23 protein-coding genes are annotated in these 20,839 nt (G+C 33.0%); 11 read left to right on the top strand and 12 right to left on the bottom strand.

What is annotated here, in order from left to right; all coding sequences use genetic code 11:
* Window position 1: 1 nt before the first annotated feature.
* Entirely contained in the window at window positions 2-583 is a 582-nt protein-coding gene (locus GTZ96_RS07305; RefSeq protein WP_161642396.1) for a porin family protein, read from the top strand.
* Window positions 584-889: 306 nt separating this feature from the next.
* Here the strand turns inward: GTZ96_RS07305 and GTZ96_RS07300 are convergent, their stop codons facing one another.
* From GTZ96_RS07300 to GTZ96_RS07290, 3 genes are all read right to left on the bottom strand, one after another.
* On the bottom strand, window positions 890-1,804 hold the full coding sequence (locus tag GTZ96_RS07300) for a helix-turn-helix domain-containing protein (protein WP_161642394.1): 915 nt from the start codon (window positions 1,802-1,804) through the stop codon (window positions 890-892).
* 58 nt (window positions 1,805-1,862) lie between these two features.
* Window positions 1,863-2,873 (bottom strand): aldo/keto reductase, encoded by a 1,011-nt coding sequence (locus GTZ96_RS07295; protein ID WP_161642392.1) that lies wholly within the window; start codon window positions 2,871-2,873, stop codon window positions 1,863-1,865.
* A 325-nt stretch (window positions 2,874-3,198) separates the two neighbouring features.
* Window positions 3,199-3,999: a hypothetical protein gene (locus GTZ96_RS07290; protein WP_181033160.1), complete on the bottom strand. Its 801-nt coding sequence runs from the start codon at window positions 3,997-3,999 to the stop codon at window positions 3,199-3,201.
* 362 nt (window positions 4,000-4,361) lie between these two features.
* Between GTZ96_RS07290 and GTZ96_RS07285 the strand changes: the two genes are divergently transcribed.
* Window positions 4,362-5,000, top strand: coding sequence for a rhomboid family intramembrane serine protease (locus GTZ96_RS07285; RefSeq protein WP_161642388.1), 639 nt, complete (start codon window positions 4,362-4,364; stop codon window positions 4,998-5,000).
* 48 nt (window positions 5,001-5,048) lie between these two features.
* Window positions 5,049-5,738 carry an SIMPL domain-containing protein gene (locus GTZ96_RS07280; RefSeq protein WP_161642386.1) on the top strand — a complete coding sequence of 230 codons (690 nt, stop codon included), beginning with the start codon at window positions 5,049-5,051 and terminating at the stop codon, window positions 5,736-5,738.
* A gap of 78 nt (window positions 5,739-5,816) precedes the next feature.
* Here the strand turns inward: GTZ96_RS07280 and GTZ96_RS07275 are convergent, their stop codons facing one another.
* Entirely contained in the window at window positions 5,817-6,257 is a 441-nt protein-coding gene (locus GTZ96_RS07275) for a KTSC domain-containing protein (protein ID WP_161642384.1), read from the bottom strand.
* 161 nt (window positions 6,258-6,418) lie between these two features.
* Window positions 6,419-6,667: a hypothetical protein gene (locus GTZ96_RS07270; RefSeq protein ID WP_161642382.1), complete on the bottom strand. Its 249-nt coding sequence runs from the start codon at window positions 6,665-6,667 to the stop codon at window positions 6,419-6,421.
* Between the two features lie 86 nt (window positions 6,668-6,753).
* Here GTZ96_RS07270 and GTZ96_RS07265 point away from each other — a divergent pair, with 86 nt between their 5' ends.
* Entirely contained in the window at window positions 6,754-7,314 is a 561-nt protein-coding gene (locus tag GTZ96_RS07265; protein ID WP_161642380.1) for a hypothetical protein, read from the top strand.
* Here the strand turns inward: GTZ96_RS07265 and GTZ96_RS07260 are convergent.
* Complete coding sequence (locus tag GTZ96_RS07260; RefSeq protein ID WP_161642378.1) at window positions 7,311-7,703, bottom strand: response regulator; 393 nt, start codon at window positions 7,701-7,703, stop codon at window positions 7,311-7,313. The genes GTZ96_RS07265 and GTZ96_RS07260 overlap by 4 nt on opposite strands.
* Window positions 7,700-10,057 carry a sensor histidine kinase gene (locus tag GTZ96_RS07255; protein ID WP_161642376.1) on the bottom strand — a complete coding sequence of 786 codons (2,358 nt, stop codon included), beginning with the start codon at window positions 10,055-10,057 and terminating at the stop codon, window positions 7,700-7,702. The genes GTZ96_RS07260 and GTZ96_RS07255 overlap by 4 nt, the downstream gene beginning before the upstream one ends.
* 491 nt (window positions 10,058-10,548) lie before the next feature.
* On the opposite strand from GTZ96_RS07255, the gene GTZ96_RS07250 reads away from it, so the two are divergent.
* The 6 genes from GTZ96_RS07250 to GTZ96_RS07225 all read left to right on the top strand — a co-directional run bounded on the left by GTZ96_RS07250 (window position 10,549) and on the right by GTZ96_RS07225 (window position 14,920).
* A complete protein-coding gene (locus tag GTZ96_RS07250; RefSeq protein ID WP_181033159.1) occupies window positions 10,549-10,701 on the top strand; it encodes a hypothetical protein in 153 nt (50 codons plus the stop codon).
* An 11-nt stretch (window positions 10,702-10,712) separates the two neighbouring features.
* Window positions 10,713-10,943 carry a hypothetical protein gene (locus tag GTZ96_RS07245; protein ID WP_161642374.1) on the top strand — a complete coding sequence of 77 codons (231 nt, stop codon included), beginning with the start codon at window positions 10,713-10,715 and terminating at the stop codon, window positions 10,941-10,943.
* 11 nt (window positions 10,944-10,954) lie between these two features.
* Window positions 10,955-11,329 (top strand): YchJ family protein, encoded by a 375-nt coding sequence (locus GTZ96_RS07240; protein ID WP_161642372.1) that lies wholly within the window; start codon window positions 10,955-10,957, stop codon window positions 11,327-11,329.
* Window positions 11,330-11,464: 135 nt separating this feature from the next.
* Window positions 11,465-12,583: a vWA domain-containing protein gene (locus GTZ96_RS07235; RefSeq protein ID WP_161642369.1), complete on the top strand. Its 1,119-nt coding sequence runs from the start codon at window positions 11,465-11,467 to the stop codon at window positions 12,581-12,583.
* Between the two features lie 137 nt (window positions 12,584-12,720).
* Window positions 12,721-14,184 (top strand): AAA family ATPase, encoded by a 1,464-nt coding sequence (locus tag GTZ96_RS07230; RefSeq protein ID WP_161642367.1) that lies wholly within the window; start codon window positions 12,721-12,723, stop codon window positions 14,182-14,184.
* A 142-nt stretch (window positions 14,185-14,326) separates the two neighbouring features.
* Entirely contained in the window at window positions 14,327-14,920 is a 594-nt protein-coding gene (locus GTZ96_RS07225) for a 2OG-Fe(II) oxygenase (protein WP_161642365.1), read from the top strand.
* 61 nt (window positions 14,921-14,981) lie between these two features.
* On the opposite strand, the gene GTZ96_RS07220 is transcribed toward GTZ96_RS07225, so the two are convergent.
* The 3 genes from GTZ96_RS07220 to GTZ96_RS07210 are packed head-to-tail and all read right to left on the bottom strand — an operon-like array spanning window position 14,982 to window position 17,623.
* Window positions 14,982-15,773, bottom strand: coding sequence for an SDR family oxidoreductase (locus GTZ96_RS07220; protein ID WP_161642363.1), 792 nt, complete (start codon window positions 15,771-15,773; stop codon window positions 14,982-14,984).
* Window positions 15,774-15,776: 3 nt separating this feature from the next.
* A complete protein-coding gene (locus GTZ96_RS07215; RefSeq protein ID WP_161642361.1) occupies window positions 15,777-16,604 on the bottom strand; it encodes an amidohydrolase family protein in 828 nt (275 codons plus the stop codon).
* A gap of 2 nt (window positions 16,605-16,606) precedes the next feature.
* Window positions 16,607-17,623 (bottom strand): zinc-binding alcohol dehydrogenase family protein, encoded by a 1,017-nt coding sequence (locus GTZ96_RS07210; RefSeq protein ID WP_161642359.1) that lies wholly within the window; start codon window positions 17,621-17,623, stop codon window positions 16,607-16,609.
* 129 nt (window positions 17,624-17,752) lie between these two features.
* On the opposite strand from GTZ96_RS07210, the gene GTZ96_RS07205 reads away from it, so the two are divergent.
* On the top strand, window positions 17,753-18,781 hold the full coding sequence (locus tag GTZ96_RS07205; RefSeq protein ID WP_161642357.1) for a LacI family DNA-binding transcriptional regulator: 1,029 nt from the start codon (window positions 17,753-17,755) through the stop codon (window positions 18,779-18,781).
* Between the two features lie 157 nt (window positions 18,782-18,938).
* Here GTZ96_RS07205 and GTZ96_RS07200 read toward each other — a convergent pair whose 3' ends face one another.
* Both GTZ96_RS07200 and GTZ96_RS07195 read right to left on the bottom strand, forming a co-directional pair.
* Window positions 18,939-20,081: a saccharopine dehydrogenase family protein gene (locus GTZ96_RS07200; protein WP_161642355.1), complete on the bottom strand. Its 1,143-nt coding sequence runs from the start codon at window positions 20,079-20,081 to the stop codon at window positions 18,939-18,941.
* A gap of 187 nt (window positions 20,082-20,268) precedes the next feature.
* Entirely contained in the window at window positions 20,269-20,832 is a 564-nt protein-coding gene (locus tag GTZ96_RS07195; RefSeq protein WP_161642353.1) for a 2'-5' RNA ligase family protein, read from the bottom strand.
* Window positions 20,833-20,839 lie beyond the last annotated feature (7 nt).

Below are 20,839 nucleotides of genomic sequence, written 5' to 3'. Positions count from 1 at the left end.
TATGAGAAAAACATATTTAATGATGTTATTCTTTGGCATAATAACATCGATAAGCGCACAAGAAAATACCTCACATGAATCTCATGGAGGGATAAAAGGAGGTTATAATTTAGCATCGGTAAGCTTCGATGGTAATTATGGAGAGACCGATCAACGTCACGGTTTTCATATTGGAGTATATGGAGAATCGTTTATTGATAGAAATTTCTCTGTCCAACCCGAATTATTGTTTTCTCAACAAGGTTATGAGATTACAGATAACACAGGAAGATTTATTCAGAAATTAAATTATATCAACGTTCCTGTGATGTTCAAAGCCTATCCGTCTAATAATCTTTTCTTAGAAATAGGGCCTCAAATTGGCTGGGCTATTACTCATAAAGAAATATACGATGGTTATTATAGCAGTACTACAGAATATGATCCTGATAGTATTGACTGGGGAATGAACTTTGGAGCCGGTATCAAAACTAATTCAGGTATAAATTTAGGAGTTAGATACCATTTAGGACTTGGAGATTTGTACGATGCTCAAAAAGCTCAAAACAGAGTCTGGATGTTTTCTCTGGGATTTGATTTGTAATACCATTTAGAAATATAAAATAATCCAATTTTCCAACTCCCTCTCCTTTGGAGAGGGTTGGGGTGAGGTAAACAAAAAAACTGTTTTATAATTCTAAATGGTATAAAATATAAAATTGCTCCAAACCCTAAATAGTAAAAGCTTAGTTGGAAATTTTCAACTAAGCTTTTTTTATGGTTAAAAAAATAGATTTGATAAGCGGCATCTGGCACAAAACCAACTTTCCATTAAGCCAATTGCTCAAATCCGTTGTAGCTGTTGTTGGTGGCTGCCTTTTTCTGTCGTGTCCATTGTCTGTCACTTTGATCAGTTAAAAGACTGTCTAAACTCCAATGGTGTCTGTTCCGTTTTGTTTTTAAACACTTTGCTGAATGATTGCGGATATTCAAAGCCTAACTGATAAGCAATTTCACTGACGGATAATTTTGTTGTCGATAAAAGTTCTTTAGCCTTTTCGAGAAGCTGGTTTTGAATATGTTGTTGTGTGGTTTGTCCTGTCAAATTTTTCAGCATATCGTTCAAATAGTGAGTCGATACAAATAGTTTTTCAGCAAAGTATTGAACGGTGGGCAATCCTGATACAGTTAAATCATCATTTTGATAATAAGCGTTTAGTAAGTCTTCAAATTTTAAAAACAAATCGCTTGATACTTTTTTTCTTGTAATGAATTGACGATTGTAAAAACGGTTGCAATAGTTTAGCAACAAATCAATATGAGAAACAACTACATCTTGCGTGTAATTGTCTATCATTGCTTCAATTTCCTGTTGCAGATTTTGCATTAATCCTGCGATAATGGTTTCTTCTTTGTCTGAAAGATGTAATGCTTCGTTGTTGGCATAAGAGAAAAATCCGTATTCTTTAATCCGTTTTGCCAAAGAATAGCTTTGAATAAAATCGGGATGAAAAACAAGCATCCAACCTTCCACTTTTGTAGAACTGTTTTCTTCTATCGAAAACATTTGTTTTGGTGCAAAAAAGGTCATTATTCCATTGTCATAATCATAATACTGTTGCCCATATTTTATTTTTCCGTCAAAATTCTTTTTCAAATAAATGGTGTAGAAATTATAAACAATTGTATCCATTTCTTCACAAACATTAACAGCAATCTCATCAAGATTTACAACACTTACCAAAGGGTGTGCTGGTTTTTTGATATTCAGAAAATGATGAAGTTCTGAAACCGAGTTAAAGAAATAAGTCTTGTTATTTTTCATACAATAAAATTAAAAAAAAACAGCGGATAAGTAATTAAGTTATCCGCTGTTTTGAATGTTACAAATTAACGCCTTTCATTGATACTTCGTCATATCTTGCACCCGTTATTTTTCCCAATGGAATGATTTTTTCCAAACGGTTTAAATCTTCTTGCGTTAACGAAATGCCTGCTGCTGCTATATTTTCTTCAACATATTTCACACGTTTTGTACCTGGAATAGGCGTGTGTCCTTTTGCAATAACCCACGCAATTGCCAATTGTGCAGAAGTAATGTTTTTTTCGGCGGCTACTTTTTTAATTTCATTTACTAACTCCACATTTTTGTAAAATTGCTCGCCCTGATATTTTGGTATTGTTTTTCTGAAATCATTTTCTCTAAAATCTTCTGGCTTTTGAATTTCGCCATTTAAAAATCCTCTACCAACTGGCGAATAGGCAACCAGACCTATACCTAATTCTTTCAGTGTATCTAAAATGCCCAATTCTTCAATTTGTCTTTCAAACAAGGAGTATTCAGACTGCACTGCCGTAAGTGGGTGAATTTGGTGTGCTTTTCGGATGGTTTCAGAACTTACTTCCGAAAGTCCGATATATTTTATTTTTCCTTCTTTTACTAATTCGCTCATTGCTTCTACTGTCTCTTCAATTGGTGTATTGATGTCCAATCGATGCAGATAATACAAGTCAATATAATCCGTGCCAAGATTTTTTAATGAACGCTCTACAGCTTTTTTTACATAACTTTTACTGCCATTTATAGCCCAGGTAGCTTGTCCGTTATCGTTAATTTCAAAACCAAATTTTGAAGCTATAATATATTTTTCCCTGTTTCCCTGAATGGCTTTTGCAATCAGTTGTTCGTTGAGAAAAGGACCATATATATCTGCCGTGTCCAAAAAATTACCGCCCAGCTCTAATGAACGATGAATGGTAGCTATTGCTTCTTTTTCATCTGCCTTTCCATAAATGTCTCCACCAAAACCTGTTGTCATACCCATACAGCCAAGACCAATTGCAGGTACTATTAATCCCTGACTTCCTAATTTCACTTCTTTGATATTGCTCATAAAATTTATGTTTTTAAATATTTAAAGCAAAGGTCAAAATATTGATTCTGAAAAAAGTATCTAAATGAGATAAGATTGTATCCAAATGAGAGGTTAAGATTTTAATATTGGGGTTTTGGATGTGATTGGATTTTGAAAATTCAGACAGTTCTTGTTTGCATTGTGGTCGGTTAGGGTTGCCACCAATGTTCTGGTACTACAGCTGGTTTGGGATTAAATTAAGACCTATTTTCGGATTTGCCAAATCATCCCAAATACAAAACCAATTTTTCATTAAGCATATTGCCCAAATCCGTTGTAGTAGCTGATAGTGGCTTGCTTAGTTTTACTTTTTCACTTTTTTATTTTTCTTCGTTTCAATATGCTCAAAATATTCACCGTTAAATTTATATAAAATGAATCTGTCAGTTACCTTTCCGTTCTCATAAACAATGGGAATGTAAATAATTCTGTTTTCTTTATCATATTTGATTAATTCTAGTGGTCGTTCAGGTCTGTCTACAACGCTAAAAAAGTCAAAGGAAATATCAATAGTGTTAGTTAGACCACTTTGGGTTTTAATTAATTTTACAGAATCAATTAGATTGTTGTCTTCAATTGTATATATTTGAATAGATTGACTAGCGTCTTTAGATGAATAACTACCATTTTTAATGACTAAATAATATGTTTTTTTGGCAGTTTTTAAAGTGAAAATTTGAGAGTAAAAAGGGATATAATCCCATTCATTTGTAGTTTTATCTAAACTGTTCTTATAATATACTTTAGCGTTCGATTTATATTGAAATATGTTTTCAAAGTCTTCCATTGTACCACCTAACCAAGTATTCCAACTGTAAATTCTGAATAACTTGTCATCCGAAGTAACAATATCAATATTCTCCTTTTTTAGTGAGTCAAATTCATAGGTTAATGTTTCTGGATATGTAGCAATGTACTTTGTGATTTCTTCTTTAAATGTTTTGGTGTCCGATTCAAGTGAATCCCAAGCTATTGTACCGTTGCCTAGTCTGTCTGTCTGAATTTTTTGATATGACTTTTGTAATTCGTTTTCAATTTCCACAATAGTCTTTCTTTGGCTAAACAAAGTTGTAGTAAAAAGAAGAAATATTAATATTACTCTCAATTTTTTATTGCTTTTATCTTGTTAAGTTTCGAAATGCTTGCCACTAACTTGTATATACTCGCGCTATATAATAGCGAGAATATACCCATTATTGGATGTATAGTCGCTATTTGATTAGCGTATTTTCTTCAAATATAGAAATAATATTTTTATTACAAATCATCAAGTAAACTTTTTAATTGTAGGACAATTTGTGATAATATGTTTTAAAAAGAAGCGTTTTTTCTAAGTCTTAGCTGTCTACTGGGAGCTATGTGGAACTGATATTTATTGGATGGTTTTATAATTTAAAAAATAGCTTTAATAAGCCGCATCAACACTATTGGAATTATTATATTTACCAATCACAATAAAAACAGGGTATGAATACTTTTTTGATAGCAATAATAATTGCTAATGTACTTTTTAGTTATAAGGGATTTAAGGATTATTCTTTTTTTAGAAAATATGAATTTCATATAGGAAGTATTCGTTCGGGAGAACAAATCAGGATGTTCACTTCAGGATTTCTTCATGCCGATATTGGACATTTAGCATTCAATATGATAACACTTTATTTTTTTGCCCCTGTTGTTGTGGCTTATTTAGGAAGTTGGGTATTTCTTATCATCTATTTTGCAAGCTTGATTTTCGGAAGTTTATTAACCTTTATTTTGCATAAAAACGATTATAATTATCGGGCTATTGGAGCATCAGGAGCTGTTACAGGAATTTTGTATTCTTCGATATTATTGCAACCTGATATGATGTTGGGAATCTTTTTTATCATTCCTATGCCGGCTTATGTATTTGGAATATTGTATCTGTTGTATTCTATTTATGGTATGAAGGCAAAAAATGATGGCATAGGTCATACGGCACATTTTGGCGGAGCTATTGGTGGCTATTTAATTACATTATTAGTTTATCCGGATTTGATTTTCTTACATCCGTTGATGGTCAGTTTGTTAACAATTCCGATAATACTTCTTTTTGTTTTAATAAAGCAGAAGAAGATTTAATGGCATAGCTTTTGAATATTGTCTAGAAAATTATTAAAAACTATAAAAATGAAAAAAGTAGTAGTATTTCTGTCTGTAATGTTTATGACCATATCTTATGGTCAAGAAATTAAACAAGTTCCACAAATAACGGTATCAGGTGAAGGTAAAATAAAAGTAATTCCTGATCAAGCCACAATTTCGGCAACAGTTGAAACAAAGGGAAACAATGCCAAAGAAGTTAAACAAAAAAATGACGAGCAAATAGATGCCGTTTTGAAGTTGATTAAAAAAATGAATTTGGCACCAGCCGATTACAGAACTCAACGCGTTGCTTTAAATCCGCAATACGATTATGAAAAAAAGAAAACTACTTATAATGCTACGCAAACAATAGAAATTATTGTTAGAGATTTAAACAAGTACGATGAGCTGATGGAAGGTTTAGTGAGCCAAGGTATCAATCGAATTGATAACGTAGTTTTTCAATCGTCTAAATTAGCGCAATATGAATCAGAGGCTCGAAAACTGGCTATGAAAGAAGCCAAACACAAAGCAGAAGATTATGTATCGGTTTTAGGGCAAAAAATAGGACGTGCAATGACAATATCGGATAACACACAAAGTTATACTCCACAACCCGTTTATGCAAGAATGAAAACAATGGCTATGGAAAGCGATTCGGCTCAAAGAGAAACTTTGGCAGTAGGGGAGATTACCATTACCGCTAACGTGAGTGTGAATTTTATTTTAGAATAAACCTGAATTTATAAAAACTAAAAAAGCCAGTAAAATTATTTTTACTGGCTTTTTTTATATCATTCAGATTAATTAAAATTAATCTTGGTTTATTGTTTTTCTGTAAGGAAAAGCATTAAAGATATGTCTTTTTGCAAATCTTGCAGGAGATTCAGCGTTTACCATTTTTACGTAAGTTGCTTTAGGAACACTGATGTATTCGTAAACACTACCGTTAGAAAAATTGATAATCAATCTACCTTCAACAAATTTGTAATCAGTAACAGTTGCAGTAGCAATAGTTTCATTATACTCAGGTAAATTAGCTTTAATAGTTTCAGGATTGATGCTTACTAAAAAGTGGTAAGCTTCAATGATTTTTTTACTGTTTTCTTCAGCTTCTTTTAAACCAGATTCGTCACCTTGAAATTTATCAGGATGTGATTCTTTCATCGCATTGCGATAAATGGTTTTCAAATCTTTTAGCTGTGCAGTTTTATCTACATTTAGGAGCTTGCGGTATTCAACTATTTTTTTCATAAATAAAGGTAACTACTTGTCTGTTAGTGTGAAACTAATCTTGTGACAGTTTCAAAGTCGACAATTTTTTTGCAAAGGTACACTTTTTTTTAAGTTTTTACTTTATCAGCAAAAAAAAAGAAAAAAAGATTTTTTTACTCTAAAACTCAGAGTGTCAGTACTTATTGTTGCGGTTTGTTGTTAGCCTTATCAAAGTTTTTAGATTTTTTAGGATACTTGTTATAACTAATATCACTCGGGTTTTCTATAACCGACTTGATAGTAATCCAATCACCTACAGCATGTTTAGCCTGAACCATTTTGTAATCTAATAGATATTCGCCACAAAAAAAGTTGTTATTTTCATCTTTTTCAATAATTCCTGTAAATACTCCTTTTTGTAACATCTTTTCTTCTGAAGCCTTGGTCATGGTATTTTATTTAAAATTCTGCTGCAAAGTTAATCAATTATTTTTGGCTTTAGGCTGTTTTATGCTTTCTGAGTATATTTGCGCTTATGCAAAAAAACTTTAGACCACATCCTAACTCCTTTAAAAATACCTTTTGTGTTTTCCACGAAGTACTTCCGGATGCTATTAAAGGATTAAAAATCCAATTTGAAAGCAAGGCAGGCAGTAATTATTATTATACCTCAGAAGGCATGTATAGACTTTCTAATCATTGGGGAAGATTAGCTAACAGTAAGTGGCGATTGATTCCTATGGAGCCAGAGACGGCTTCTAAATACAAAATAGGTTTTGCAAAATGGGATTGTTTTTATCCTGATAACGCAACTGAGAAGTTGTACTATTTAGAAATGGATTATGCTAAAAACACCGTGAATTATCAACACATAAAGAATCCTGATTACAATCAAAAAGCAGTACTTCGAACCAGTTTAGAGACAACTAAAAGAATCAAGCAAATTAGAAATTTATTAGAACTGACTTCCTGGGCCAGGTATTTTGATTGTGATGATATTACTGTTTTACGCTCTTTAATTATTGAAGAGTTAATTAATACCAATAAAACGTTGGAAGAAATAAAAATGGGGGTTGCCAAAAAGTTTTCTAATTAAACAGAGGCTATTTTTATTAAATCATCAAGAGTTACCGGTTTACACATATAACCTAAAATTCCGGTATTGTTTTTGGCTCTTTCTTTGTCTTCAATAGCAATTGACGAACTGGAAATGTAAATTTGAATTGGCACGTCAATTCTAGATTTTAAAATGGTGATTTCATCCATAAAACCCCATCCGTCCAGAATAGGCATTTCAATATCTAATAAGATAATATCTGGGATTTTTTCGTCTTTTAGTATGATTTGCTTTAACGTATCAATAGCTTCTTTTCCATTCGTAAAAGAATAGGCAGAAGAAAAAATATTCGATTTATGAATTATTTTCTTCATTATAATTTGATAAATAGGATCGTCATCTACAACCCAAATCGTTTTTTCTGTCATGATATATATACTTTAAAAGTTGTTCCTAAATTGGGTTCACTTTCAACAGTTATACTACCCCCCATAGCGTCAATTTGATTTTTAGTAATAAATAATCCAATACCTTTAGAATCCTTATGGGTACTGAATTTTTTATACATTCCAAATATTTTATGACCATTCTTATTCAAATCAATTCCTATTCCATTATCAGATATTTGAAGAACTGTTTTTTTACTTTCATTGAAACAATCAATATGAATAGTAGGGTGTCTTTCGTGATGACTGTAACGAATGGCGTTTGAAATTAGATTATATAAAACACTTTCCAGATAAGCAGGGTTATAGTTCACTTCGATATCGTTCTTAATTGAAGAAACTACAGTTACGCCTTTCAATTCTATTTGATCTGAAAGAATTGCCAATGTATTGTCCAGATATTGTTTTAAGTTTAAGTTTTCAGTTACTAAACCTACGTTGGTTTGGATATTAACAATTTCATTAAGGTTTAACATGGTTTCATTTAAAGAATCAGAAACTGATTTTAATAATTGTATCATTTCCTCTTTTTCTTCTTCTGATTCCGAGCTGTCAATTAAATCAACAATGGAGGAAATGTTACTGGTATGTGATCTTAAATTATGAGAAACAATATAAGAGAAATTCAATAACCTCTTGTTTTGTTCACTAACCAGATTAAATGAATTATTTAAATCATTTTCGATTTCTTTGTTTTTAGTAACATCAATCATGATGCCTCTTAAGTTTTTAGCTTCTCCATTTTCAACAATTACATTTACAATATCTCGAAGCCAAACAATTGATCCGTCTTTTGCTATCATTCGATATTCAAAATCATGATTTAATTTTTGAGCCGTTTGTTCTGCACAATATTTTAAGGTAAAGTCTTTGTCTTTATGATAAATGTGTTTTACCCAAAAATCAGGAGTGTTAATCCATTCCTCAGAAGTATATCCTAAGATGTCTTCTACTTTTTTACTGATAAAAGTAAACTCTAGGGTTTTTGCATTACATTCCCATACAATTCCGTCAACCGTATTGATAAGCGATTCAATTCTTTGCTGTGAATTAAAAATAGCTTCTTCTGCAAGTTTACGTTCGGTTACATCTTCAACAATAGCAATATGATTTGTAGGATATGTATTGTCTTCCCAAAGAGGCGAAATGGTAAGTTTTATCCAAATGATGTCATTTGATTTTGTAATATGCCTTCTTTCTGTTGAATATTCTCTGATTATTCCTTTTTTTAGCTTTTCAAAGTTTAAAAAAGATTCTTGTAAATCATCAGGATGAACAATGGATTGTATTTTTTTTTGTTTTATTTCTTGCTCTGTATAGCCTAATAAATCACAATATTTTTTATTTGCTTCTAAAAGTTGCCCCGAATTAGTATCAACATAGGTTATTCCTACTGCGGCTTGGTCAAAAACACTTTTAAATTTAATTTCGTTTTTTAAAAGTTTATCGGCTTGTTTTTTGAGTAAAATTTCTAATTCAGCTGGTTTTTTAAAAAATGAGGTTGTTAAAAAACCAATTAAAGAAGCTAAAATTAAAGCTAAAAAGGAGCGTATTGCAAAAGTGAGTAGTAGTTCATTTGGTTTTTTGTCAAATAAATATAGTTTCCAGTCGCCATCAGGTATAAAAGATGAAACAGCATTCTTAGGATTAAGCTTTGTTTTTGTGTTTAGAAAAAAGGTTTCTTTTTTTGTAATTGGATTTATTTTAGAAAATTGAAAATAATATTTAGACTGATCCAATTTTTCTATTTCTGGTTTTTCTAATAGCGTATTTAATCGAATTAGAATTGCTGAAAATCCCCAAAATTTATTGTTTTTATAAATAGCTAAACGGCCTAAAATTCCCAATCCTCCTTGATTCAATTCAAAAGGACCTGCAAAATACATTTTTCGAGTTTCAATGGCTTTTAAAGCTTCAAAACGATATTTTTTATTGGTTAAAATATTAATTCCTGTAGCACCTTCATTTCCTTTTAATGGATAGGTAAAGCGGATAATTCCATTTGGAACGAGTTGTACCGCATCAATATTAGTATCGGAAGCAAGGATTTGTTTTCCTATTGATTGAAAATGTTCAGGTACACCTTTGTCGTTAATGGTTAATGCTAATGTTAATGCATCAACATAATTCTTTTTCAAAGATTGTTCGATACTTTTATTGATAGCCTGAAGATTGGTATCCATAGCATCATTTTTGGCTTTTTTTGAAATATGATACTGTTGCGAAAGAATCAGTGAAAAAATAATACAAAAAAATAAAAAAACTAATATCCCTACCAACTTGGGTTTTAGCAGAAACCATTTGTTATGATTTAAAGAAGATTTTGTTAATTTCATTTTTTTTAAAGTTGGTAGTCGATGTTCTTTGGATTATTTGTTGATAAATTGATAAAAAATATAAAATGTAGTGGTTTTAGCTCAAATCTATGGAAAACATTTAAAAAAGCAATAAACAAATCCAGATTTTTTATAAATTATAAAAAATCTGGATTTGTTTCCCTACAAATACAACGGTGTAAGGCTTTGATTCAAAATTTAATTTTTTTGATAAACTAAGAGCCTGTTTAAAATTCATCAAAATTAACTTCCCCCAATCCCTAAAGGGTGTAATTTTGATGAATTTTCAAGAAATTTTCCGCCCTTTAGGGACGGGGAAAAGAAAATTTCTTTTTTTAAAATAAATTTAAACAGGCTCTAAGAATTAGCTACTTTTAATTTGAATATTCTATTTAAAAATGATAAACTTTGTAGCAGATAAAAATAAATCAAGTTGCATTTTGCTTTAAATAAAGCAGACGAGTTATTACTGTTGATTAAAAAAGAAGATTATGGGAAGAAATAATGACAAGAATATAAAGAAACATAATGACAAGTTACATAAGTCGCAAGCTAAAGCAAAGCAAGCCGAAATGCTTAGGAAAGAAAAGCTAAAAGAGATTGTGAAAAAGTTTAACGAGAACAATACCGAAGAGAATAAATAAAAAAGCAAAAAATGGAAGACGATAAATACACCTTATTAAAAGCCGAAGTTCAGGAAATAATTGATTTAATAGCGGCTAAAAATGCTAAAGAAGCTAATAATAAATTAGTGGACGTAAGTGAATTATTAGATGAGATGTTAGACACTACAGATGAAGACGAAGATTTAATTGAAATTAGTAAATACCAGGTTTTATTAAATCAATTGTATCAAAAAATTGTGTCACTTAACGGTCACTTATAAGTTCTGGTATTATGAATTTCTGTTATTGTGATTCTCAAAAATCATTTAAAGATTGCTGCGAACCTTATATAAAAGGATTGAAAAACGCACCAACAGCCGAAGCCTTGATGCGTTCTCGTTATAGCGCTTATGCAACACATCAAGCCGATTATTTAGTAGCAACCACTCATGTATCTCAAAGAGCATTGCATTCTAAAGAAGATATTTTACTTTGGGCTACTTGTAATCAATGGCAAAAATTAGAAGTGCTAAAATCCACTGCAACTACGGTGGAATTTAAAGCTTATTATTTAGATTCAAATAAAAAGCCACATATCCATCATGAATTTTCCACTTTTATTAAGGAAAATGATATTTGGTTTTATGTAGATGGAGAATATCGCTAATTTAAAATCTTAATAAACTATTGTTATAGCGTTGCTATTGTTATTGAAATTGCCATTTTTATTGATTTCTTTTTAACTTAAAATTAATAGCTGTTCAGTTGAAGTACATTTTAAAATAATGTAATTTTAAGGACTATGGAAAAGAGCAATAAAAAAGGATTCTATTTTAAACAGTATCAAGCTCCTAATCAATCCCCATTTGATAAACTTTTTGAGATATTCAAAGAGTTAATCACACATACTTCCGGGGATTTTGATGAAGCTATCGATTGGTTGCGGGAATTAGACAAGGAATATAAATTGACTGATGAACACTATACTATTGATGACTTTATTGAAGATTTAAAGAAAAAAGGTTACATCAAAGACGAAGTGAAAGACGATGGAACTTCAGGTATTGGAATCACTGCAAAAACCGAAAGAGCAATACGGCAACAAGCCTTAGACCAGATATTTGGTAAATTAAAACGTTCCGGAAACGGCAATCACAAAACAAAACATGCTGGAAACGGCGATGAACATACGGGTGAATTCAGAGAGTTTCATTTTGGCGACAGCCTGGAACGAATTTCTTTGACAGAAAGTTTACGAAATGCCCAAATCAATAATGGCGTGGATAATTTCATGCTAACCGAAAATGATTTGGTTGTCGAAGATACGCAGTACAAAGCCCAAATGAGTACTGTTTTGATGATTGATATTAGTCACAGTATGATTTTGTACGGCGAAGACCGAATTACGCCCGCCAAGAAAGTTGCTATGGCATTGGCTGAATTAATTACTACCCGATACCCAAAAGACACTTTAGATATTTTGGTTTTTGGAAATGATGCCTGGTCAATTGCCATCAAAGATTTACCCTATTTAAAAGTTGGACCATTTCATACTAATACCGTTGCCGGTTTGCAATTGGCAATGGATATGCTTCGAAGAAAACGAAATACCAACAAACAAATTTTCATGATTACCGATGGGAAGCCGAGTTGTGTAAGAGAGCGCGATGGTTCTTATTACATGAACAGCAACGGACTTGATGAATATATTGTTGACAAATGCTATACTCAGGCACAACAGGCTAGAAAACTTCATATTCCAATCACGACTTTTATGATTGCCAGTGACCCGTATTTGCAAAAGTTTGTCAATAAATTTACCGAAGCCAATCAAGGAAAAGCTTTTTATACCGGCTTAAAAGGTTTAGGCGAAATGATTTTTGAAGATTATGAAACGAATAGGAAAAAGAGATTGAAGTAGATTTCAGGTTAGAAGTTAGAAATGAGAAGGCAGAAATCAGCTTAATGAATAAAAAGAAACTTAGTGAACTTTGCGTAAAACTTAGTATTCTTAGCGGTAAAAAAAACATAACGCATTTGGCGGTTAAATAAAAAAACATGAAAATAGAAAATATAAATACCTTAGGCGAATTAAAAAAATCTGGATACCAAAGTAAAACCATAAAAGACGAATTGCGAAACAATTTGCGCGAAAAAATAAAATTGGGAATTCCAACATTTGAAGGCATTCATGGTTTTGAAAATACCGTAATTCCTGAGTTGGAACGAGCTATTCTTTCGCGACATAACATCAATTTGTTAGGACTTCGTGGTCAGGCAAAAACCAGATTGGCCCGCAAAATGGTCGAATTACTTGATGAATATATTCCGTATGTGAGTGGTTCTGAAATTAATGATGATCCATTCAATCCTATTTCTCGTTTTGCTAAAAATTTAATCGCTGAAAAAGGCGATGCAACTCCTATTTTCTGGTTGCATAGAAGTGAGCGATTTTTTGAAAAACTTGCTACTCCAGATGTAACTGTAGCTGATTTGATAGGTGATGTCGATCCGATAAAAGCAGCTAATTTGAAATTATCTTATGCTGATGACCGTGTGATTCATTTCGGAATGATTCCACGTGCCAATCGTTGTATTTTTGTGATAAACGAATTACCCGATTTGCAAGCCAGAATTCAGGTTGCTTTGTTTAATATTTTGCAGGAAGGCGATATTCAAATTCGTGGATTTAAGGTGCGAATGCCACTCGATATGCAATTTGTATTTACAGCAAATCCCGAAGATTATACCAATCGTGGAAGTATCGTTACGCCTTTGAAAGATAGAATAGGTTCTCAAATTTTGACGCATTATCCTGAAAATCTAAAAATCGCCAGAAAGATTACGGAACAAGAAGCCAAATTAGATACTACTCAAAGCGATACGGTTTATGTTCCGTCATTAGCCAAAGATTTATTGGAACAAATTAGTTTTGAAGCGAGAGAAAGTGAATTTATTGACCATAAAAGTGGCGTGAGTGCCAGAATGAGTATTACCGCTTATGAGAATTTACTAAGTACTGCCGAACGTCGTGCTTTAAAAGCGGGTGTTGATAAAACTACTTTGCGATTGTCTGATTTCATGGGAATTATTCCTTCGATAACAGGAAAAGTAGAATTGGTTTATGAAGGAGAGCAAGAGGGAGCAGCTGCGGTTGCTGAGCGTTTGATAGCTTCGGCGGTGCGTACCATTTTTCCAACTTATTTTCCTAAAATTGAGAAATTAGAAAAACCAAATGATAAAACTCCTTATTCGGATTTAATTGAATGGTTTTTTGCCGAAAGTGGTTTTGAATTATTAGATGATTGTTCTGATGCCGAATATCAAAACATTTTAGGAACCATTGTGCCATTGGAAATCTTACTCAAAGAATATCAGGCTGATTTAGCAAAAGAAGATAAATTTTTCATGAAAGAATTTATTCTTTGGGGCTTAGTAGAATATCGAAAATTAAGTAAAGATAGAATTGCTGAAGGTTATCAGTTTAAAGATATTTACGGAAGTTATATCAGTAAATTGTAGTTTTTTTATAGGTTTGAAATACAAGGATTTAGATTAGTTTCTAAATCCTTTTTTTATTTATTGTAATTAAAAGTTATAAATGTAATTGCTAGGTCTTTTTAGTCTACTTTCGCTTGCTAGCCCTATTTTGGGTTATTACAAAATGGAAAAAAACTTTGAGGCTTTAATAGCCTCGTATATTGAAAATAAAGTGGGCATTTCAGAACACTTTTTAACTGATGAATTAGCCAATAATTTAAAACAAAATCTATATTCCTTAAACGAGAAAAATTTATTAAAAGAAGCTGGAACAGGAAATTCTGAAGCTATTGCTTATGATAGCGCTGTGAGGAGTGATTCGATTTATTGGTTGGATAAAAAACATAATAATGCGTTCGAAAATGAATTTTTCAAGCATATTGAGGATTTTATTCGGTATCTCAATCAAAGTTGTTATACTGGAATTACAGGCTATGAATTCCATTATTCCTTATACGAAAAAGGTGATTTTTATCTGAAACATTTAGACCAATTTCAAAATAATTCGCGTAGAAAATTCTCGATGATTAGTTATTTAAACAGCAATTGGCAAACTGCTGATGGCGGAGAATTGTTAATTCATCAGGATAATAACAACCAAAAAATAAGTCCAACACAAGGAAAAACCGTTTTCTTTAAGAGTGATGAATTGGTTCACGAAGTTTTACTAACTCAAAATACCAGAATGAGTATTACAGGTTGGTTGAAATGTGATTAATTGTAAAAAAAGGACAAATCATAAAGTTATATGATTTGTCCTTTTTATGTTGGAATCGTTTTTATTCTGTTAATAACGAACGGTCTAAGTGAACGTAACCACCATCGCAAAAGATGAATTGTCCGGTAGTATGTGATGATCTTTCAGAAATGGTGAATAAACAAGTATCAGCAATTTCGTCAGGAGTTGTCATTCTGTTTTCCAAAGGAATTTTCTTGACAATAGATTTTAATTTTTCTTCTCCGTTTTCCAATGTTTTAATCCAGGTATCATAAGCAGGAGTCCAGCTTTCGGCAATAATAATAGCATTCACTCTTATCGAATGTTTGATTAAATCCACTGCCCATTCGCGGGTTAATCCTAAAACACCACCTTTGGCAGCAGCATAACCTGAAGTTCCGCCTTGGCCTGTTAATCCAACTTTAGAACCAATATTTAAAATTGGACCTTTAGAAGCTTTTAAATAAGGAAGAGCATGTTTAACGGTTAAAAAGTAGCTTACCATATTTAGCTTCAAAGAATCCATGAATTCCTCATAAGAAGCGTCTAATCCAGCGCCATCATTAACACCAACATTGTTGATTAAAGCATCAATACGACCGTATTTAGCAATGATTTTCGCCATTGCTTCTTCGATTTCCACAGGATTGGTTACATCAGTTTTGCAAAACAAACCATCAATTCCTTGTTTTTGAATTTCTTCGATATAAGCAAAACCTCTATCGTTTCTATCAATTACTGCTGGAATAGCACCTTCGGCAGCTAGATGTTGTAAAATAGTTTCTCCAATACTTCCTTTAAGTCCAGCCGCACCTGTAATCACGACTACTTTTCCTTTTAATCCTAAATCCATAATTTATAAGTTATAAAATTGCATTGCGTTGCCACCCATAATAGCAGCTTGCTCTTCGGAGCTTAATTTCGCAATGAAATTGGTTATTAATTCTTTTGTTTTTGTATAATTTCCAGCCACTAAACACACTGGCCAATCGGAACCAAAAAGGATTCGGTTAGCGCCAAAAGCGTCCAAAACTAATTGCATATAAGGTTCAATTTGTTCCGGAGTCCAGTTGTTATAATCGGCTTCGGTGGTCATTCCGGATAGTTTGCAATGCACATTTTTGTATTCACCAATCGCTTTCATTAAAGTTGCCCAACCATCATAAAACCCGTATTTTAAATATGGTTTTGCAATATGATCGATAACAAATTTTTGATTTGGAAAACGACGTACTAATTCTAATGCTGCTCCCAATTGATGTGGAAAAATAAGAATGTCATAAGTGAAATTGTATTTTTCTAAAGCGGCAATTCCGTTCAGGAAATCAGGACGCAACATAAAATTATGATCGGCTTCGCCTTGAACCACATGTCTAAATCCTTTTAGTTTTGGAAATTGGCTGTACTGTTTTAGAACAGTATCAATATCAGAAGCTCTTAAATCAACCCAGCCTACAACTCCTTTGATAAAGTCATTTTTTTCGGCTAAATCCAAAAGAAAATCCGTTTCGGCAACTGTTTGATCCGCTTGTACAGTCACACAACCATCGATACCATTGTTTTGGTAAACCAATTTTAAATCTTCAGGCAGGAAATTCTTGCGAATGACTTTCATATCATCGTCTATCCAAGCGTGTTTTTCCGCTTCGTAGATCCAAAAATGCTGATGCGAATCGATTATCATACTTATTTTATTTTAAAATCTACAGTAGCTTTGATTACGCCTGTTGCAGGATTTAACCAGCTGTCAAAATTGGCAATCATTTCAGTATAAGGAACATTATGGCTAATGTACGATTCTGTTGGGAATTGGTCTAAAATGCTGATTACGTGTTCAAAATCTTCGGTAGTAGCATTACGGCTGCACATCAAAGTCATTTCTTTGGCGTGAATCGCAGGATGGCTATAAGTCAATTCTCCTTTAGATAAACCAACAAGCACAAAGCGACCGCCGTGAGACATGTAATTTGGACAAGTTTCAAGAGCGCCTTTGTGTCCCGAAGCGTCAAAAACAGCCGTACATAAATCGCCATTGGTGATTTTTGTAATTTCTTCAACTGTATTTTCACCTGCTTTTACAGTATAATCAACACCGATTTTTTCTTTGGCGTAAGCCAAACGTTGCTCGTTCATATCGATTGCGATTACTTTGGCACCGGCAATTTGAGCCAGTTTCATAATTCCAATTCCGATAGGGCCGCAACCTACAACAGCAACAGTTTCTCCTGGAACAATTGCCGCTCTACGAATAGCATGCGCTCCAATTGCCAAAGGTTCTACGATAGCCATTTGGTCATCAGATAAATTATTTGCAGGCAAAAGGATAGAAGTAGGGACAGTAATTTGTTCCTGCATTCCACCGTCGGTGTGAACGCCTAAAACTTTGATATTGGTACAACAGTTGGTTTTTCCGTTTCTGCATGCAATACAAGTACCACAACTTACATAAGGCATGATCACAACATTATCTCCAGCTTTAATTCCTCTGGGATTGTCTCCAATTTCAAGTACCGTAGAAGCTAATTCGTGTCCTAAAATTCTAGGGTAGCTAAAAAAAGCTTGGTTTCCGCCATAAGCATGCAAATCAGTTCCGCAAATACCTACTTTGTTGATTTGTAATAAGGCTTCATTTTCTTTTCTAACAGGTGCTTCTTTTTCTTTTAAGATAAATTCACCTGGTTTTTCGCAAACAATGTATTTCATTTTCTTAATTATTTTTTTGTTCCAACGTTTGAACAGTTTTAAAAATAAAAAACACAAATAGAGATGTCTTGTATTTTCAGTTTAAAGTAGCTATTTTTGTTCAATCGATTGAACAAATATAAAAACTAATTGGAGAATAAAAAAAAATCTACGATAAAAGATATTGCTGCTGTATTAGGTTTAACACCTTCGGCAGTTTCTAAAGCTTTGAACGATCATCCCAGAATTAGTGATAAGACTAAAATTGCGGTGAAAGAAGCTGCAATTCAATTGGATTATCAGCCCAATTATTTGTCGAGTGCTTTACGAAAAGGAAAAAGTAATTTGGTTGGAGTGATTATTCCTCGTGTCAACAGTCATTTTTTTTCTTCGGTAGTCGAGAACATCGAAAAAGTGCTCAATCTGAATGGTTACAATATCATCATGACGCAGTCGAATGAATTGTACGCCAAAGAATGTCAGGAAATAGATACCTTATTAAAAATTCAAGTGGATGGAATTATCGCTTCTATGGCAAATGAAACTACTGATTTAGAATATTACCAAAAAATAAAATCCAAAGGTACCGAACTTGTATTGTTTGATAGAGGTGAAGAGGAGTTAAATGTTGATTATGTGGGAATTGACGATTATAAAAGTAGCCACTTGGTTATTGATCATTTGGTTTCGCAAAATTGCAAACGCATAGCTCATATTGCAGGTTTTAAACACATTCGAATTTACAAAGAACGAATTCGAGGCTATAAAGATGCATTAGAGAAATCAGGATTAGCAGCTCCCGAAAATTGGATTATCGAAAGTAATTTACGTCTAGACGATGGACGCCGAATTATGCAACAATTATTAGATTCGCCCGAAAGACCAGATGCGGTTTATGTGGCGGGTGATATTGCGGCGCTTGGTGCTTTGCAAGTACTTTTAGAAAATAACATTAAAGTTCCTGAAGAAATGGCGCTGATCGGTTTTAGTGATGAACCCTTTACTTCGTTGACACAGCCTTCCATTTCAACCGTAAATCAGCATAGTGACCAAATAGGGAAATTAGCTGCTGAAGCTTTCCTGGAACGAATCAATAATCCTAAGAAAAAAACAATCAACCGAATCATTTTAGAACCCGAATTGATTATTAGACAATCTTCGAATAGGAATTTGAAATAGTTTTGGATCACAGACCTGTCTGCCGACAGGCAGGTTTAAGGAATTTAAGTAAATTTTCTCAGATAGAAATTTTAAAAAAAATCTGTTTTTATTTCTTAAATCTGTGAGATCTGTGTTCCATCTTTTTTCGAACATCTTAGACTAATTAGAAATGCCTTTATATTTTTCCATAAACAGGAATGATAAAATTTCCATTCAAAAAAGACTGGGCTTCAATCTGACTTTGAAGAATAACACCTTTGAGATTATTTTCCAGTAAAAGTTGAGCTGATTGCACTAAAGGGGCTGCAGTTGTTGCTTGTATGGCTCTTAGTTGATGGTTGCCTACTTTTTGTGGAAGGATACATTTGGAAATCTCTCTTCTTCTCAAAATACCTTCGTGGTCTTTGCCTTCTACTGCGGCGTATAAAATAATTTGGTCGTTTTCAATTAGCGGAATTTCTTTTTCCATGATTTGCTGTAATTCTTTGAGGGTCTTTTCAGAATTTCCAATTGTCATTAATTGTTTCTGTATCCAATCATAATGCCCGGGAAAGCGTAATGTTTTATAATCTAAATTGCGCACTTTTCCAGCCAAGGTATCTGGTAAATCTGCTGCACCTCCCGAAGTTAGATCGGCTTCATAAGTAACTCCATCAATGACAATTGAAGTTCTTTCGGATAAGGCAGGAAGTTCTGTTTTATTAAAATTCCGAATTGTAATGGCTTTTTTTAAGTATTCGGTCGCTACACCTATAGGACTCCAGGTAAATCCATAATAGTGAGGGTCAACGGCATTTTTAGTCAATGCGCCCACTTTAAATTCTAATTTATCGACTGTGTTTACCTTGAAATCAATGCAAAATTGTTGAAAAAGTGCATTGGCAAGTACATCAATATAACCCGGAGCAATTCCTGTTTGCAATATAAAACTGGTAGCCGCATCTTTTGCCAAAGCAATAATTTCATCGGTTTCGGCAACACATTCCGTGAGATTGGCGTAATGCAAATGAAATTCCTGAGCCAGTTTTGCTATTCTTGGTGCCTGACTTCCCGGCAAACAATCCAGTATAATATCGGCTTCGTCGAAAATTATTTTCATTTCTTCAGTCAATTCCTGTTCAGGAAGGAGAAAAGGCTCAACAGAACAAGGTTTTGTTGTTCCTTCTTCAATCCATTGCGCTACCGACTGGGCTTTAGCGAGCGTTCTGTTTCCAATAAACAGGGAAGGAGTGACTTCGCTCCATTCTGCCAAAATCAAGCCCGCAGCTTCTGCAATGCCGCCCGCTCCCGCTATGATAATGTTGAAATGCTGTTTCATATGTTGATATTTATTGTTTTTTATCGGTCATATGTAATTGCTTAGCCTGTTCGCTATCGCATATAATTATTTGTTTTTTCGACTAATTTTAGGATTATGCTCATTTCATATCTTAAAGTTACGATTTTTGATTTTTATCAAAAAACATTTAAGATTTTTTTGACTTGTTTTTTAGGCTTTGATGAAGCTAAAAAAGAGTTCCTTGCTCAAAAGTAGATTTTGGGTTATTCTTGAATTCAAAATGGCTAATTATTTCAAATTGTTTGATGTTGGGATTAAAAAGACGCAGTGAAATACTGTCGCAAACAAAATTCAAGTCAATAGATTTGGAAAAGAGACGATAACTTGTAGCGATATGTTCTGGACTCAATTGGCGAGCAATAGACAAATGGGGTTCGTTATTTTTAAAAAGTGTTTTTACCCGAAAAGATTGATTGAGGTGCTTCATTATTTGTTTCAAATCTATTTTCGAAAGAGCATCGGGAGCAATGAAAAAAGCACCATTGGGATAGCTGTCAAATGCATTCAAGTGAACAAGAACTGGTTTCAGACTTTCACAAATAGTATTCAGCTGTTTTTTGATCATTTTAATTTCATTCTCGGAAGCCATAAACTCGTTGATGGTAATATGTGCCAATGAATTTTTGCTGTGAAACCAGCCAATTTCTTTAGCTAATTCGTTCTTCATGGTTTTTACCAAAGCGATAATTTCTTCTGAAGGACTAATAACTAAGGAATAACGATTTTGCATTTTTTAG

This window comes from Flavobacterium undicola (assembly GCF_009909155.2).
Lineage (GTDB): Bacteria > Bacteroidota > Bacteroidia > Flavobacteriales > Flavobacteriaceae > Flavobacterium > Flavobacterium undicola.
The sequence above is the reverse complement of the archived record's forward strand: the minus strand, read 5'-3'. Positions and strand labels throughout refer to the sequence as shown.

What these genes read in the sequence shown, in the direction of transcription:
- GTZ96_RS07305 (WP_161642396.1), top strand. Translation starts at nt 2, where the DNA reads ATGAGAAAAACATATTTAATGATGTTATTCTTTGGCATAATAACATCG.
- GTZ96_RS07300 (WP_161642394.1), bottom strand. Translation starts at nt 1,804, where the DNA reads ATGAAAAATAACAAGACTTATTTCTTTAACTCGGTTTCAGAACTTCAT.
- GTZ96_RS07295 (WP_161642392.1), bottom strand. Translation starts at nt 2,873, where the DNA reads ATGAGCAATATCAAAGAAGTGAAATTAGGAAGTCAGGGATTAATAGTA.
- GTZ96_RS07285 (WP_161642388.1), top strand. Translation starts at nt 4,362, where the DNA reads ATGAATACTTTTTTGATAGCAATAATAATTGCTAATGTACTTTTTAGT.
- GTZ96_RS07280 (WP_161642386.1), top strand. Translation starts at nt 5,049, where the DNA reads ATGAAAAAAGTAGTAGTATTTCTGTCTGTAATGTTTATGACCATATCT.
- GTZ96_RS07275 (WP_161642384.1), bottom strand. Translation starts at nt 6,257, where the DNA reads ATGAAAAAAATAGTTGAATACCGCAAGCTCCTAAATGTAGATAAAACT.
- GTZ96_RS07270 (WP_161642382.1), bottom strand. Translation starts at nt 6,667, where the DNA reads ATGACCAAGGCTTCAGAAGAAAAGATGTTACAAAAAGGAGTATTTACA.
- GTZ96_RS07265 (WP_161642380.1), top strand. Translation starts at nt 6,754, where the DNA reads ATGCAAAAAAACTTTAGACCACATCCTAACTCCTTTAAAAATACCTTT.
- GTZ96_RS07260 (WP_161642378.1), bottom strand. Translation starts at nt 7,703, where the DNA reads ATGACAGAAAAAACGATTTGGGTTGTAGATGACGATCCTATTTATCAA.
- GTZ96_RS07255 (WP_161642376.1), bottom strand. Translation starts at nt 10,057, where the DNA reads ATGAAATTAACAAAATCTTCTTTAAATCATAACAAATGGTTTCTGCTA.
- GTZ96_RS07250 (WP_181033159.1), top strand. Translation starts at nt 10,549, where the DNA reads ATGGGAAGAAATAATGACAAGAATATAAAGAAACATAATGACAAGTTA.
- GTZ96_RS07245 (WP_161642374.1), top strand. Translation starts at nt 10,713, where the DNA reads ATGGAAGACGATAAATACACCTTATTAAAAGCCGAAGTTCAGGAAATA.
- GTZ96_RS07240 (WP_161642372.1), top strand. Translation starts at nt 10,955, where the DNA reads ATGAATTTCTGTTATTGTGATTCTCAAAAATCATTTAAAGATTGCTGC.
- GTZ96_RS07235 (WP_161642369.1), top strand. Translation starts at nt 11,465, where the DNA reads ATGGAAAAGAGCAATAAAAAAGGATTCTATTTTAAACAGTATCAAGCT.
- GTZ96_RS07230 (WP_161642367.1), top strand. Translation starts at nt 12,721, where the DNA reads ATGAAAATAGAAAATATAAATACCTTAGGCGAATTAAAAAAATCTGGA.
- GTZ96_RS07225 (WP_161642365.1), top strand. Translation starts at nt 14,327, where the DNA reads ATGGAAAAAAACTTTGAGGCTTTAATAGCCTCGTATATTGAAAATAAA.
- GTZ96_RS07220 (WP_161642363.1), bottom strand. Translation starts at nt 15,773, where the DNA reads ATGGATTTAGGATTAAAAGGAAAAGTAGTCGTGATTACAGGTGCGGCT.
- GTZ96_RS07215 (WP_161642361.1), bottom strand. Translation starts at nt 16,604, where the DNA reads ATGATAATCGATTCGCATCAGCATTTTTGGATCTACGAAGCGGAAAAA.
- GTZ96_RS07210 (WP_161642359.1), bottom strand. Translation starts at nt 17,623, where the DNA reads ATGAAATACATTGTTTGCGAAAAACCAGGTGAATTTATCTTAAAAGAA.
- GTZ96_RS07200 (WP_161642355.1), bottom strand. Translation starts at nt 20,081, where the DNA reads ATGAAACAGCATTTCAACATTATCATAGCGGGAGCGGGCGGCATTGCA.
- GTZ96_RS07195 (WP_161642353.1), bottom strand. Translation starts at nt 20,832, where the DNA reads ATGCAAAATCGTTATTCCTTAGTTATTAGTCCTTCAGAAGAAATTATC.